The sequence below is a fragment of the Bacteroidota bacterium genome (genome assembly GCA_016711505.1).
Taxonomy (GTDB): Bacteria; Bacteroidota; Bacteroidia; order AKYH767-A; family 2013-40CM-41-45; genus JADKIH01.
This window is the reverse complement of sequence record JADJSV010000020.1, coordinates 302,560-318,163: the sequence shown is the minus strand read 5'-3', so window position 1 is coordinate 318,163 and position 15,604 is coordinate 302,560. Positions and strand designations below refer to the sequence as shown.

Annotated in this window: 12 protein-coding genes and 1 pseudogene; 7 read left to right on the top strand and 6 right to left on the bottom strand. The window is 36.8% G+C overall.

Annotated elements, in window-relative coordinates; translation table 11 throughout:
- A partial coding sequence (locus IPL24_19800; GenBank protein ID MBK8365818.1) for a nucleoside monophosphate kinase occupies nucleotides 1-330 on the bottom strand: 330 nt, incomplete at its 3' end.
- Nucleotides 331-357: 27 nt separating this feature from the next.
- Entirely contained in the window at nucleotides 358-891 is a 534-nt protein-coding gene (gene hpt / locus IPL24_19795) for a hypoxanthine phosphoribosyltransferase (protein ID MBK8365817.1), read from the bottom strand.
- Between the two features lie 199 nt (nucleotides 892-1,090).
- On the opposite strand from hpt, the pseudogene IPL24_19790 reads away from it, so the two are divergent.
- From IPL24_19790 to IPL24_19760, 7 genes and pseudogenes are all read left to right on the top strand, one after another.
- A pseudogene (locus IPL24_19790) lies at nucleotides 1,091-2,228 on the top strand (5-(carboxyamino)imidazole ribonucleotide synthase).
- Nucleotides 2,225-2,722: a 5-(carboxyamino)imidazole ribonucleotide mutase gene (gene purE / locus IPL24_19785; GenBank protein ID MBK8365816.1), complete on the top strand. Its 498-nt coding sequence runs from the start codon at nucleotides 2,225-2,227 to the stop codon at nucleotides 2,720-2,722. The pseudogene IPL24_19790 and the gene purE overlap by 4 nt, the downstream one beginning before the upstream one ends.
- Before the next feature lie 58 nt (nucleotides 2,723-2,780).
- Complete coding sequence (locus IPL24_19780) at nucleotides 2,781-3,290, top strand: DUF421 domain-containing protein (GenBank protein ID MBK8365815.1); 510 nt, start codon at nucleotides 2,781-2,783, stop codon at nucleotides 3,288-3,290.
- 319 nt (nucleotides 3,291-3,609) lie between these two features.
- Nucleotides 3,610-7,341, top strand: coding sequence for a T9SS type A sorting domain-containing protein (locus IPL24_19775; protein ID MBK8365814.1), 3,732 nt, complete (start codon nucleotides 3,610-3,612; stop codon nucleotides 7,339-7,341).
- A 34-nt stretch (nucleotides 7,342-7,375) separates the two neighbouring features.
- A complete protein-coding gene (locus IPL24_19770) occupies nucleotides 7,376-9,046 on the top strand; it encodes a T9SS type A sorting domain-containing protein (protein ID MBK8365813.1) in 1,671 nt (556 codons plus the stop codon).
- A 242-nt stretch (nucleotides 9,047-9,288) separates the two neighbouring features.
- The gene (locus IPL24_19765) at nucleotides 9,289-10,104 is read left to right on the top strand and encodes a hypothetical protein (GenBank protein MBK8365812.1); all 816 of its coding nucleotides are present in this window, start codon (nucleotides 9,289-9,291) and stop codon (nucleotides 10,102-10,104) included.
- Entirely contained in the window at nucleotides 10,101-12,005 is a 1,905-nt protein-coding gene (locus tag IPL24_19760; protein ID MBK8365811.1) for a hypothetical protein, read from the top strand. Before IPL24_19765 ends, IPL24_19760 begins: the two co-directional genes overlap by 4 nt.
- Here the strand turns inward: IPL24_19760 and IPL24_19755 are convergent.
- From IPL24_19755 to IPL24_19740, 4 genes are read right to left on the bottom strand one after another with little or no spacing between them, the layout of a single operon-like run.
- Nucleotides 11,995-12,768: a 3-phosphoshikimate 1-carboxyvinyltransferase gene (locus tag IPL24_19755; GenBank protein ID MBK8365810.1), complete on the bottom strand. Its 774-nt coding sequence runs from the start codon at nucleotides 12,766-12,768 to the stop codon at nucleotides 11,995-11,997. The two genes, IPL24_19760 and IPL24_19755, sit on opposite strands and share 11 nt — an antisense overlap.
- Nucleotides 12,769-12,794: 26 nt before the next feature.
- Entirely contained in the window at nucleotides 12,795-13,223 is a 429-nt protein-coding gene (locus IPL24_19750) for a hypothetical protein (GenBank protein ID MBK8365809.1), read from the bottom strand.
- 1 nt (nucleotide 13,224) lies between these two features.
- Nucleotides 13,225-14,298, bottom strand: coding sequence for a 3-dehydroquinate synthase (gene aroB / locus IPL24_19745; protein ID MBK8365808.1), 1,074 nt, complete (start codon nucleotides 14,296-14,298; stop codon nucleotides 13,225-13,227).
- Between the two features lies 1 nt (nucleotide 14,299).
- Nucleotides 14,300-15,409, bottom strand: a complete 1,110-nt coding sequence (locus tag IPL24_19740) for a bifunctional 3-deoxy-7-phosphoheptulonate synthase/chorismate mutase type II (GenBank protein MBK8365807.1) — start codon at nucleotides 15,407-15,409, stop codon at nucleotides 14,300-14,302.
- Between the last annotated feature and the right edge of the window lie 195 nt (nucleotides 15,410-15,604).

Sequence of the window (15,604 nt, the reverse complement as noted above, 5' to 3'; positions counted from 1 at the left end):
CATCGATATCGACGAACCTTTTCGTGCAAGCATTTTATCCAGAGCATCTGCTTGTGCAGTTGTTCTTGGAAAACCATCGAAGATAAATCCATTCACGCCAGGATTTGCATCGATCTTTCCTTCGATCATTCCCACAACTACATCATCCGGCACTAATAATCCCTGATCCATTAATTTCTTCGCTTCAATTCCAAGCGGAGTTTGAGCAGCAACTTCTCCGCGGAGAATATCACCTGTTGAAAGATGTACAAGCTGATAAGCATTGATCAGCTTTTCAGACTGTGTACCTTTTCCCGCACCGGGAGGACCAAAGAGAACGAGATTCAACATGTGGGTATGTATTATCGGTTAATTTGACTAAGCTAATTTGTAAATGTCTTTGAGATTCCTTCCCAATCCATCGTAATCCAATCCATATCCAACTAAGAAATCATTCGGAACTTCGAATCCAACATAATCGATCTTTATCGGATGTCTTAATGCATCAGGTTTGAGAAGTAAACTTGCAAACAATACCTTCTCCGGATTTTGTTTTTTCAATTCATCGATCAGATAGATCGCTGTATCACCGGTGTCAACTATGTCTTCGATGATAACAACAGTTCTTCCTTCCAGGTTCTCCTTTATTCCGACAACACTTTTTACAGTTCCTGTGGATTCAGTGCCTGAGTAAGAAGATACACGTATGAATGTGATCTCAGCTTCCATTTTGATCTCTCTGAAAAGATCTGCAGCAAACATAAATGAACCATTAAGTACGCTGACAAAAATAGGGCGCGTGTTTTTCAGGTCTTCATTCAGCTTCGCCCCAAGTTCTTTAACCCTTTGGTCTATTTTTGCAGCAGGAATGTTTACCTCAAACCGCTTGTCTTTAATGATCACACTTTCCATAAATCTGAGAAGTGGCAAAAGTAAAATTAAAGTTGGTGGCAGCCAACCTTTATTGACCTTTTTTTCGAATTAATGAAGCTATTTCAGGTAAAATTGGGGCATTTCATCAATAAAGTGCTATTTGACTTAAAGTCAGTCGATAAATATGAGTCAATCTCCTTTATCGCTTCCCAACTTATAAGTAATATTGCCACAACTTATGCAACAACTTCAGGCAATAAAGATCGGGATTTTAGGAGGTGGACAATTAGGACGAATGCTGCTACAGAAAGCGATCGACCTTGATCTCCATATATCAGTTTTAGATCCGGACGAAGATGCTCCATGCAGACATATCTGCAAAGAATTTTTTCACGGAAGCTTTACCGATTACGATGCAGTTTACAATTTCGGAAAGCAATTCAATCTCATTACGATTGAAATCGAAAACGTAAATGTTGAAGCACTTGAACGACTTAGAGAAAGAAGGAATTAAAGTTCATCCGTCTTCAGCTGTAATCAAAACCGTTCAGGATAAAGGATTGCAGAAAGAATTTTACAAGAAACATAATTTCCCTACAGCAGATTTTGTATTAGTTAAAAACAGAAATGAAATTTCAGAACATGCTTCACTCCTGCCTTTGATGCACAAATCGCGAAAAGGTGGTTATGATGGTAAAGGTGTTTTTGTTCTGAAAAAATCTGCCGATATACAAAATGCTCCAGATGTACCTGCAGTATTGGAATACTTGATCGATTTCGAAAAAGAGATCTCCGTTATTGTTGCAAGAAATGAGAATGGCGAAGTTCGGAGTTTTCCTGTCGTAGACATGTCCTTCAATCAGGAGGCTAATCTGGTTGAATATCTTTATTCGCCTTCATCGATCACTCAGCAATTAGAAAAAGAAGCAACAAATCTTGCTTTGAAAATTGCAGAGTCACTTTCTCTCGTTGGTATTCTTGCAGTTGAAATGTTTGTTACGAAAGATGGCAAGTTATTGATCAATGAAATTGCTCCCCGTCCACATAACAGCGGACATCAGACTATAGAAGGAAATATCACTTCACAGTATGAACAAATGCTTCGTGCGATCACGAATTTACCATTAGGAGAAACGACAATTACAAAACCTGCAGTGATGGTAAATATTTTAGGTGAAAAAGGTTTTGAAGGAAAAGCAATTTATTCGGGATTAGAAGAAGTTTTGAAAAAAGATGGTGTACATATTCATCTTTATGGAAAAAAATTAACAAAGCCTTTCCGTAAAATGGGACATGTTACAGTGACTTCAAATACATTAGGCGAAGCCATCGAAAAAGCGAATTACATAAAAAATACATTAAAAGTCATTGCATGAAAAATACAATTCAGGTCGGAATAATAATGGGCAGTCAGTCGGATCTTTCTATCATGAAAGAAGCTGCCGACATCCTCACAAAACTTGAAATCGGTTTTGAACTGCAAATTGTTTCTGCTCACCGCACACCTGAACTCATGTTTGACTATGCAAAGAACGCTGCTGACCGTGGATTAAAAGTCATTATAGCCGGGGCCGGTGGTGCTGCGCATTTACCGGGCATGGTTGCTTCCCTAACTCCACTTCCTGTTGTAGGTGTTCCGATCAAATCATCCAACTCAATTGATGGCTGGGATTCCGTTCTTTCTATTTTACAAATGCCAAATGGAGTTCCAGTTGCAACGGTTGCTCTTAATGCTGCACAGAATGCAGGGATTCTTGCTGCACAAATTATCGGTTCATCAAATCTGGAAGTTCAGAAACGTGTAGCAGCTTTTAAGGAAGGGTTGAAAGATAAAGTGAACAAGAGCAACGAAGATCTGGGAAATAAATAATTTTTCAAGGCACATTTTTTTATTTATTGAGAGAGCACTTAGAATTTAATTCTCCTCAATGCTCTTCGCCAAATTAAAAGAAAATTTAAATCACCTTCTTGGCCTCGATGATGCCGGTCTTGAACCGCATCAGATGTGTGCACGTGCAGTAGTTGTCTTTTTCATTGCGCTCACCTATATGCGAATCGGCGGATTGAGAATGCTTGGTAAACAATCTGCTTACGATACACTCACTACATTGATGCTCGGTGCTATGTTAGGCAAAGCCATCATCAGTCCGGATTCATTTATCGGAACGCTGCTGGCAGTACTTGTCATCATGGCTTTACACTGGTTAGTTGCATGGGCAACTTTTAAAAGTAGTTTTTTGGGAAGTAGTTTAAAAGGCAAATCGCTACTCCTTTATTGCGACGGCAAACCGGTAACAAAAAATCTCAGGAAAGTTCAGATCACGGAAAGAGACTTGTTGGAAGCAGTCAGAAAGAAAATTAATACTCCGGAATTGGATACTGTGAAGGAGATTTATATGGAGCGGTCGGGGGAACTTAGTGTGGTAACTAAGGATTAGCAATACAAATTTAAAATAGTTTGCGATTTAAATATTACAAATTGAAATGAGAAATATATCGTATGATATGCGGAATGTAGAATGGAAATTAGAAACAGCATTTGAAATTAGGAAGCTATCAAGCGACATTTCGCCGGAGAAATCGGTGATTGAGTTGTTAGATGGCAAGATCAAACTATTACATTAGAGAAAGAATGGCAATTAACAAAGCTATCACTAATTACAAATTTTCATTGTATAACCTTGCGAAAGGTCGCGTAATTTCTTGCCAATACCAAAGTGAATAACTAATTTACGCTCACTATCTAAAAAGTTTTAAATGAGCGTGTCCTTAAATATATTAAAGGCAAAAACAATCAAATTTTTGGTCTTTTTTACATTATTCATTCCAGTAAATAGCTTTTCGGCAAATTTTTATTGGGTCAATGGAACAGGCAACTGGAGTGATTATGCAAACCATTGGGCCACCAGTTCGGGTGGAAGCACATTTCAAATACAAGTTCCAAGTCCAATTGACAATGTGATCTTTGATGTCAACTCATTTGCGAATCCAAATGACACAGTTATACTCGATACAACTTTGATCTATGCTAACAATTTAATTTATGACAATGCTCTTCCAGTTCTTTTATATGCACCTTCAGCAATTACAATTGAAATTTCCGAAACGATAGATCTCGATCCGGGATTAAAATTAGAAGGCGGAACATCTAATTTGAATCTTAGAGGAACAGGAATTTACAACTTCAGAACATCCGAAGATACTTTAAGAATTGCTATTAATTTTATGTCTTCAGGCGACTATTCCTTGAGTGAAGACCTGCATACTGGGGATCTTTTTATAACAGATGGTAAATTCCGTACAAACAACCATTCAGTATTTGCAGATTATAGGATCAGAGCTGCTGGAACTTCTGAAATCTTCTTTGGCAGTTCAAATATGCACGCATATATTGTTTTTTTCTTTCCAAATACGACATACGTTATTCATGCAGAGAATTCTACCTTTTATTGCGCTGATTTTACATCTATGAAGGCGCACCTGTTTAATGACGTTTATTGCACAAATAAATTTAATTCCTCATACTCTGATTATCATAATGTAGAAGCTATATGGTTTCAAGGTGGACTCGGTAATTTTCATAACGTAAAGATAAAATCCAGTCTCAATCCTTCTATCTTTAGCGGCGCACAAAGTAATTTCAATAAAATTGAAATAGAAAAAGGAATTTATACAGGTAGTGGAAATTTACAAACTGATACTTTAATCATTCATGTTGGAACTGATTATTCATTCAGAGACTCCATAACGATCAATAAATTATTTCAGTCTTCCGGTAATTGCACACAATACAATTCACTTTCAGGCTGGGATAGCTTTTACAAAGGGCACATAATAATGAATACAGGCTCGTATTACTTGGATTACAATAGTTTTTCCAACATTTCTTTCTCTGGAGGATTAACATTTTCTGCAAACAATTCATTCAACCTTGGCTCAGCAATTGGCATTTCTATTTCTAATCCTGTCGCTAAAAAACTTTATTGGATTGGGGGCAGTGGAAACTGGGACAACGAAACTCATTGGTCTCTTTCCTCGGGAGCTCCTGCAGACAATTGTCTCCCAACTAAACTAGACACCGTTGTATTCGACAATAATTCATTTTTAAATTATCATACTGTAACAATAACTTCGAATTCCAGTTGCAAAACTTTGATATGGAATTCAAATGATACGGTTTTGATAAAAAATCAAATCGCAGCAAGTGAACTAACTATATATCAATCCTTGATCATAGATAATCCTTCCACGATTATTTTAAACCTTCCACATCTCCATTTTGTATCTGATCAGCCAGGAAACACAATTTTAACCAATGACGCACTGATTAATTCATACATTGATTTTATCGGAATGGGTGAATGGTCATTCAATTCTGCTTTCACAAATCTGGACGAGATACTCATCAAAGGAGGAACTTTCAGGACAAATGGCCACAGGATCAAGTCATCTTTGATTGATTTTGATCTCGATCGCTCTTCAGCATTCTATATGGCCTCCTCCTTAATGGAAACGGGTTGGCACTTCGAGAACCAAACACATCCAATGATCATTGATGCAACAAATACTGATTTTATACGCTCCAATGTTAATTCAGATATACCAATTCATTGTCGAGATTTTATTGATTGTGGAAATGTAAAACTAGCCGCTAATTCCTCTTTCCGTGATATGGAAATTAAATTTCTTCAACTTAATGCCTCCTGTTCCGGAAGAAATGTAACCGTCACAGATTATCAGATTAATATTGCCAACATAATAATTAATGGCGCAATACTAAATAAACTAACAATAGATACTAGAGCATGCAATCTTGTCGGTTTAAACGCATATGTTGACACTCTAATAAGTACCCGTTCGGGATTATCTTTAACATTGTATGAGATCAATATCGACAACTTTTTAAAACTGATAGGAAGTTGTGATGGAAATATTATACTTACCGGTAACGCTCACATTTTCGGAACTACCCAATTACAAAATATTTTATTCCGCAATGTGGTCTTCACTGGCAACATACCTGTCACACCGTTGAATTCAATCTTCGATGGCGTAAATCAGGGGATAACAACAAACAACTACATTTCACGTACACTATATTGGGTAAACGGCTCCGGCAATTGGGGCGACAGTAATCATTGGTCGCTTACAAGTGGAGGTTCTGGTGGCGAATGTATTCCTTCACGCTTTGATGATATAGTTATTGATTCTTTATCTCAAATTTCAGGATATCTTGAAATAACACTGAATTATTTGTTGACCGAATGCAGATCTTTCACTGATGTAAGGCAATGTATGATCATTGATGACAATCATGCATCATTTATAAATATATATGGTAATTTCAGAACTGATTCCTTATTTACTGCAAGAGTAAACTATGATTATCCTATTACTCTCGTTTGTGACAGCGGCATCAATTTTATTGACTCAAGAAGTGAATATCTTCAAAGATCAATTGAACTAAAAGGAAGAGGTAGTTTTGAATTACTAAATGATCTGAGAACTGAAAAAAAACTATTTCTCCGTATGGGTCAATTAAAGACGAACGGCTTTCCTATTACTGTAAATGATCATTTCCAGATTTTTAATAACGATCCGATGAGTTTGTACATGGACACATCAACTATAACATGTTCCAATTTTAATTTTCTTCCTATTGCGAATTCTTCTGTACTTGATTTTGACAATTGCATTATCCTATCTGATAATTTCTCCGCAACTGATCTTGATTTGAATATCGTCAGAACGGGATACTTAACCTGTTACACTTGTACTGGAAATTCATTCACAGCAACTAACATAAACCTGGACTCATCAACTGTAAATGAATTGAGCACAACAGCATTACCTGGAACTTGCGCTCTGGCAAATTCATCAATTGAAAAATTTGAAATCAATAATATAAGTAACCGTCTATCAGGTACAACACAAATAGATACATTGATTTTTAATTCTCCAGGGCAAGATCTTCTTCTTGATAATTTCAATATTTCTGTAACGCGACACTTAGAATTAATTTCAGATGCCGGATTTCCAAGCAGGCTTAAAACAAATATTCAATTTCCTTGTAACATTAATTATTCAGGCGATACACTTTGCACAGATTTTGTTTATTTTGAAAACATAGCAGTTACCGGAAGCGCTCCATGGTTCGTGGGAGCAAATAGTTTTGATCTTGGCGGAAATACCGGATTAAATTTTATAGCCTGTCCTGTCATCAACAATATAACTAGTGCAGACCTTATGCCAATTGTACTTTATCCAAATCCTGTAACAAGCCGTTTTGTTGTCACTTTGCCGGCAACAATAAATGAAGAAATGACTTTTGTCCTTTACGACCTGCTCGGAAATGTTGTCATTCAGAAATCTATTGAAGGATTAACAACGGAAATAAACAGAGATGATCAAGCGAATGGTATTTATATTTATCAGTTAAAAAACAATCAAGGGAATTCAGTCAATTCAGGAAAGATGGTCTTCAATTAAATTTGACATTCAAAAGAAATTATTAAACACCTACATGAAACAATTTTATATTCTATTCCTTATCACGATTTCAACTACACATGTGTTTTGCACAGATTACTATTGGGTAAATAACAGTGGCAACTGGAGTGATTATAATAATCATTGGGCAACTTCTTCGGGAGGTTCTTTATTCCATAGTTCAGTGCCTTCTTATACCGACAATGTTATCTTCGATCAAAATTCTTTTGTCCAGCGCACAGCTATTCTTGTAATTGACGCAGACGCTTCTTGCAATTCCTTTATATTTAATAACAATCTGTCACCTGAAATAAGCTCTGTTCACGATTCAGTAATACTAAGGATTAACGGCGACCTTACATTGAACTTTCTTTTCAACTTTTCTTATTACGGCGAACTCATTTTCAATGGAAATTCAAATATCACATCTTCTTCTAATTCCCTAAACTCTAGGATAAAGTTTGATAGTCCAGGTGGAAATTTTAATCTGTCTGATGAATTTTGCAGTACTGATACTGTTAGATTTGTTGCAGGTAATTTTTTTACACAAAATAATACATGTAGATTCAATTTTATAAAAGATGATGATTTTGGCACAAGAAGTTTATATTTTGAAACCTCTGATGTTTATGTAACAGGTGGAATAAAAGGTCGTAATAATACCGCACAAGAACATTTTTATGCTGATAGTTCTAGGTTCGTGTTTAACAATGCTCTGTACCTGTACGCTTACTATAAAAGTTTTAATATTGTAGAAATAAATTCGCCCGGACTGATCGCAAGTGTAGATAACGGGAATATAGATTCAGTAATAATAAATAGTGATTGCCAGTTTTTCCTTCATGCTGGATACACAAATAACATTACATTAGACGCAAATCCAGCTGATACTATAATCATCGATGTAGATGGTTGTACTTTAGGTCGAATTGACGGACGTTCAGACTCATCAGATTTTGTACAGTTGCGATACGGCGAAGGACAACTCTCAATAGATGAAGTTTATTCTTCAGCTGATCTTGAAATGATCTGGTATAGTATAGACGTGTGTTACGTTGACATTAACAAAGCTATGTGCATGAAGAATGCTAAGTTCACCGGATTTAACTATGAAAATTCTAAACGCCTCCAGATACAAACAATGGAAATTTTTGGAAACGGCCAGTACACTTCATTCTATTGCGACAGCCTTACGCTACATCCAAATACAACACACACTTTTGATCCGCAGGCAAAACAAATATTCAATAATTTGTTTGCAACAGGGTCAGCTTCACAAAATATAATTCTACGCTCCAGTATTCCAGGAGTTCAGGACACCATAGAAATGAACCACGATTTTTGCGGCAACTATCTGGACATTAGCGATATTTTTGTTTACGGCCCAAATAATTATTACGCAGGAGCTAATAGTATAAATACTACAAATAACGCAGGATGGAATTTTACTTCTTGTGCAGCAACGACTGATGAATTATCGGAAAACAAGAATATACTTCTCTACCCTGTTCCTGCATCCGATAAAATTTACTTTAACGAGCCAGTTGATGCAATAAAAATATTAGATATTACAGGCAAACAAGTTTACTCAACACGAGAAAATCAAATATCGAGTTTAGTGATAGGTTCTTTAAAAGGAAATTTCTTCATGGTAGAATTGACGAATAAAACCGGAGTGGCGAGAAGAAAACTTATTGTCAATTAAATATTTTTGATAGCAAAATTTATTTTTTGTTTTTTAAATTGATTGCTAATTTATCAGCTAGCTTAATTAAGTATCTTTCATCTTTTCGACTTCATTTTATATCGAAAAAATAAATTTATAAGTAAACAGAATTTTTTACGTTTTGCATTTTTCAGATGATTTCTACTTATTATATGCTGTATAATAAATTCACCCGCATCTATTGGTTGTAAACCACTACCACTCCATCCTACATTTGCCAAATGATTTTTCGGCAAACAATAATTTTCATTTTATTGATTACACAGTTCAGCAAACTGAGTGCATTCGGATTAAATTCCAATGCAAGAACAATGGCTTTGTCAAGCAGCAATGTTGCAATGAACACAACTTGCAATTCAAGCGAAAACATTGCATCCCTCGTCAATTCACAATTCAACGGATTCAGTGTTTCGCATCAACTCAATTATTTTGTCAAGGAATTAAGCGTTTCAACCATTCAGTTCTCGCATTCGATCAAGAACAACTCCTGTATTGAAGGATTGCTCGATTATTCGGGAGATAAAAATTTCAGTGAACTTAATTTTCAAATAGGATATGGAAAGAAACTTGGCGATAAGATCAATGGCGGAATAAAACTGAATTACAATCAACTTCAGTATTCTGATCAGTCATATAAAAAACTTCCGGCTGTAACAGCAACTATCTGCCTTTTTGCAAAAGCGACGAGCAAGATCCATTTCGGATGTATGATCTTTAATCCGACACGAACAAAAATTACAAGTGAACAAAATTTACCGGCAATAGTCATCGGTGGACTCTCCTATTTGCCAAGCGATAAGGTTAAGGTTGGATTGATCGCAATACAGGAGTCCGGAATACCGATGAACTATTGCATTGGTATAGAATATTTGCTTCTCAAAGAAATTGAATTGCGGTTTTCTTATAAGAACAATGAGAATGTTTTAGCAGGAGGATTAAGTCTGATCATGAAAAATTTTCAACTTGAATTTGGCTTCAGATCGCAACCACCTGTAGGAAATTCTTCAGCCATGACACTTTTAATTCCGGTCAAATGAAAACTACATTTCTTCTGTTTTTCATTTTGCTTTTCGCAGGACGCCTATTGGCAGATGAGATTCCGCATGAGTTGCAGAAAGTGATGGAAAATCCCATCAATATCAACTCGCCGGAAATCCAGGATCTGGTTTCACTTAACCTGATCACTACAAAACAATTCGAAGCATTACTGGAACACATCCGAAAACTCGGAAAACTGATTGCGCTTCAGGAATTACAGGTCATCGATGAATTCGATCCTGCCACTATACGATCTATTTTGCCATATATAGAAATCACCGGAAGAACTGCAGCGGATGAAGAATCCCACTCTTTTACATTTCGTTTTCAGCAACAGGTAAAAGACTACGTCCCTGCAGACTTCCAGGGTGATCCGAACAAGATCACTTTGAAATATCGTGGCAATATCAACGGAAATATTTCATGTGCTCTTCTTGCCGAAAAAGATCCGGGCGAGAAAATAATTTTCGGTTCGGGAAAAGCAGGATTTGATTTTTACTCGTTCTATACTCAGATCAAACTTTCCGGATTGCTGAATAAAATAATTATTGGCGACTACTCTGTTGCTTTCGGACAAGGATTAACTGCATGGTCAGGTCCCGGGTTTTCGTCGAATGAAAATATCATCAGTATTTGTAAATCAGGACGAGGACTCAGCCCTTCTACCTCTACTGATGAAAACCGATATCTCCGCGGATTTGCTCTTGAGGGAAAATGGAAAAAGATAATCTGGAATGTATGGCTCTCCTCACACAAGATCGATGGCAATGTTGAACTGGATACAATTACCGGAGAAGAGTACATCCGTTCCCTTTTGACATCAGGCTATCATCGCTCTCAGAGTGAAAGTTCAGGTTACAATGTTTGCAGGGAAACTTATGCAGGTTTAAATATTAAGCCCGAAATAAAAGGATGGAAATTGGGTTCAACTGCTACGTATCACAATTTCAGCATTCCAATTATCAAAACACAACAGCTTTACAATACTTACGATTTCAGAGGAAGTTTTAATTACAATTTTGGAATCGACTACAGCAAAAACATAAAGAACTTGCTGATCTTTGGCGAAGTCAGTACTTGTTCTAATTTATCTATTGCATACCTGAACGGAATACTGATCAGTGCCGGCAAAAATCTAGGCATTAGCATCGTTCATCACAATTATGATAGGGAATATCATTCACTGAAATCAAATGCCTTTGGAAGCAATACTAATCCTGCGAACGAAAACGGAATTTACTTCGGAATGAATTTAAAGGTGAACAGAGCCATTGGAATTACTACCTACATCAACAAAGACGAATATCCATATTTAAAATTCAGAGCGGATCTTCCGACATCTGCAATTGTAAAAGGTGTTTTACTTTCTTACACTCCAAGTAAAAAATTAGCTATGTCGGTCCGATATAGAAATAAAGTTCGCGAACTGAATAATGCTTCCGACTATGATGGTGTCAGAAATATGAATGAATTAAAGATTCAGAATATCCGGTTCTCTCTTTCATTTATTGCAAATGATGCCTGGGATTATCGGTCTAAACTCGAAATCGGAATCAAATCATTGAATCAAAACAAAACTGCTTCAGGACATATGCTTTGTCAGGATGTTTTCTTCCACCCGCCGAAAAAGAAGTACAGTTTGAATTTCAGATATGCAGTTTACTTCTCTCCGGATTTTGACCTGCGTTTCTATGAATATGAGAATGATTTGCCGGGAGCATTTTCTATTCCATTTTACTATGGGAATGGCTCAAAATTCTATATCAACTTCAACTATAAAATACGTAATGTAACATTCAGTACAAAATTCGGAAGAACCTGGACTACTTACGAAGATGATCTCGCTAATTCAGTAAGTATAATTGATGATGTTAAGTTTCAGGTGAAACTTAACTTGTAAAATCTAAACCTGCTTTAGAAAGTTGTTCCCAGAATTCAGGATACGACTTTGACACTACATCAATCGAATCAAATGAAACAGATTCCATGACAGTTGCTAAAGGCGCAAAAGCCATTGCTATTCGGTGATCATTGTGTGTTTCAATAACTCCCGGTAGTTTAAATAAAGTTTTTGAAGAAATTTCTAAATTATCTCCATCTATTGCCACTTCCACTCCACACTTTCCCAATTCTGACTTTAGTACTTGAAGTCTGTCAGATTCCTTTATGCGTAATGAACCAACTCCTGAAAACTTACCATTGACTCCTTTCGCAGCACACAGAACAGCCATTGTCATAACCAGATCAGGATACGAACTGAAATCGAATTCAAATTCAGAGATCATTTCAGACAATTTCCTGTATTCCGACGACATAATAATTTTCTCTGATTCGTATTTTGTCGTAACCCCAAATGAACTCATAATGCTTGCGATAATACTGTCGCCTTGAAATGAATTCTTTTTCAGCCCATGTAAAATAAATTGACTTCCCGGATTTAAAGCACATAAAGAATACCAATAAGAAGCAGAACTCCAGTCATTCTCAACGATGTAGTTTTTTGGATGGTAAATCTTTGGTGAAACAATAATTCTGTTTTCCTCCTTCTGAACTTCTGCTCCATAAGAACGCATCATTTCAATAGTCAGATCAATATATGATTCAGAAGTTTGCTTGCCAGATAATTCAATGATCAAACCATTCTTCAAAACCGGGCCGATCATTAATAACGAAGAAACAAATTGCGAACTTAAATTATTGTCGATGAAATAATTCCACCTTCAAGTTGCCGGCCACTTATTTTCAATGGTGGGAATCCTGTAGTTCCTGAATATTCAATTTCAGCACCTAAAGTTCTTAAGGCCTCAACCAACGGACCAACCGGTCGCTGCTTCATTCTCTCACTTCCGGATAAAACAAATGTTCCGGACTGAATTGAAAGATAAGCTACAAGAAAACGAAAAGCCGTTCCGGCATCATTCACATTCAGTTCTGAACTCTCTGAATTTAATGCATTCATTAAAACTTCCGTATCAGAAGACGTTGAAAGATTTTCTATTCCAAATTGATCCTTACAAAGTGCACGAATGATCAATGCTCTGTTCGAAACACTTTTTGAAGGTGTTAAAGCAACTTCGCAATTTTTAACCGGTCCCGAAGATACTAATCGAAAAGCCATACTACTCAGTCAGGATACTTTTTGTAAACGCAACCGCTTCTTCTATCAGCTGATGCTCGGGGAAAAACATTCCGGCACCTACTCCAATATCTTTCAACAGATAGAATCCAATTTTACCATTTTCATTTTTCTTATCAGAATTTAAAAATTCATCAAGTTCATTTTCATTGATGGAATAAATGAATTTGCCATAATGCTTCACAAGAAAATCAATGACAGTTGTTAATTTATCTGTTGGAAAGCCTGCAAGTTTAGAGGATAAAAATAATTCTCCAATCATTCCTAATGCAACTGCGTTTCCATGAAGCAATTTATTCTCCTGCGATTTCATCGATGAACTTTCGTAAGCATGTCCAAGAGTGTGTCCGAAGTTCAGACTTTTTCTGATGCCGCTTTCTTTGAAATCTTCATCGGTGATCAGTTTTTTAATTTCAACAGACTGAAGGATGATGTCATCAATATCTGAAACAGATCTAAAATCGGAAAGTTGAGAGATGGTATTCCAGTATTCTGCATCACCGATCAATGAATGCTTGATTACCTCTGCAAATCCTGCATGAAATTCTTCTTCAGCAAGAGTTGCCAGGAAATCCGAATCAATAAAAACGGCTTGTGGTGAAGAAAATACACCAACAGAATTCTTTGCTCCACTCAGATTCACTCCTGTCTTTCCGCCAATAGAGGCATCGACCATTGCCATTAATGTTGTAGGGACATTGATAAAATCTATACCACGTTTATAAATTGACGCAACAAATCCACCTATATCGCTCACAACCCCGCCACCTAAATTTATAAGTAAGGCTTTTCTGTCAGCACCTTCTGCAAGCAGTGATTTACAAACATCACTCACAGTGTCAAATGTCTTCTCAGATTCTCCGGCATGAATAATAAGTAAACCGGCGCTTTCCAGTTCCGAAAATTCAACAAAGGCCGGTAAGCAATGTACTTCGGTGTTTTCATCGCAGAGAATAAATACAGAAGAGTATTTATTTGCCAGAATCATTCTTTGAATGTTTGCGAGAGATTCCTGCCCGAAATAAATTGAATCCAGATTTGCTGTTGTCGTTTGCATTTTATTTTGCCTTATCGGCTTCTTTGAGATTCATGATCTCGGTTTGGTGTCGGATTGATTCCTCATGAATCAATTCGAGTAATTTCACTATGAATTCAGGACTGAGTTCTTTCATTTCACCTGACTGGCCTCTAGTCTTCAATATTTCATTCCATCGCTCAACTTGAAGGATGGTCATATTATTTTCTTTTTTGTACTGACCTATCTCTCTTGCAATTGCCATTCGTTCGGCCATCATTACAAGTATTCTTTCATCGATCGAATTTATTCTATCACGCAATTCATCCAGCAGATTCAGAAACATCACATCATCAACTGATGACTGGCGTACAACTAAATTTGAAAGTAGTTCACCTAGTGCAGCCGGAGTGAGTTGTTGTTCTTTATCGCTCTGTGCTTTTTCAGGATCGATATGCGTTTCAATCATCAATCCATCGTAATTCAGATCCAATGCGATCTGTGAAAGTGAAGGTATCAATGAACGAACTCCTGCAATATGACTGGGATCACAAATGATAGGTAAATCTGGAAATCTCCGTTTCAATTCAATCGGAATCTGCCAGTTGGGCGCATTGCGATATTTACTTTTTGAAAATGTTGAAAAGCCGCGATGGATGGCCATCACATTATTTATTCCCGAACGATTTAATCTTTCAAATGCACCGATCCATAATTCAAGTTCAGGGTTGATTGGATTTTTCACCATCACCGGTATATCAACACCGCGAAGTGCATCTGCAATTTCCTGTACCAGGAAGGGATTCACTGTCGTTCGTGCTCCTATCCAAAGTACATCGATCTTTTCCTTCAGTGCTTCTTCAACGTGTTTAGGATTTGCAACTTCTACTGTTACAGGTAAATTATTTTCAATGCCGGCATTTTTCAACCAACGCAAACCTTCAGTACCTATTCCCTGAAAAGAATCCGGACGCGTTCTGGGTTTCCAGATCCCGCCACGAAGAAGTTGAATATTTAATTTGCTTAATTCTTTTGCAGTCGATGAGATCTGCTCTTCGGATTCAACACCACACGGACCTGCAATAATAACCGGCCTGCTCAGGGCAAATGGCCATTTGTCGATTGATGTAGAATTTATTTGTGCTGGAACCATAACTTCTGCAAAGATACTATCAATTACACAACGCTTTACAGGTAATGAATAATGAATAACGAATAACGGGGTATTTACAAACTTTCTCGCTTTATTGTAAAGTAGTTAGATGTCAAACAAATACAGTGGTTTTTGGTGAAAAATCAGCAAAAATTCCGCTTTAGCTTCCTTGACCTTTGGAGGTTATTGATTACG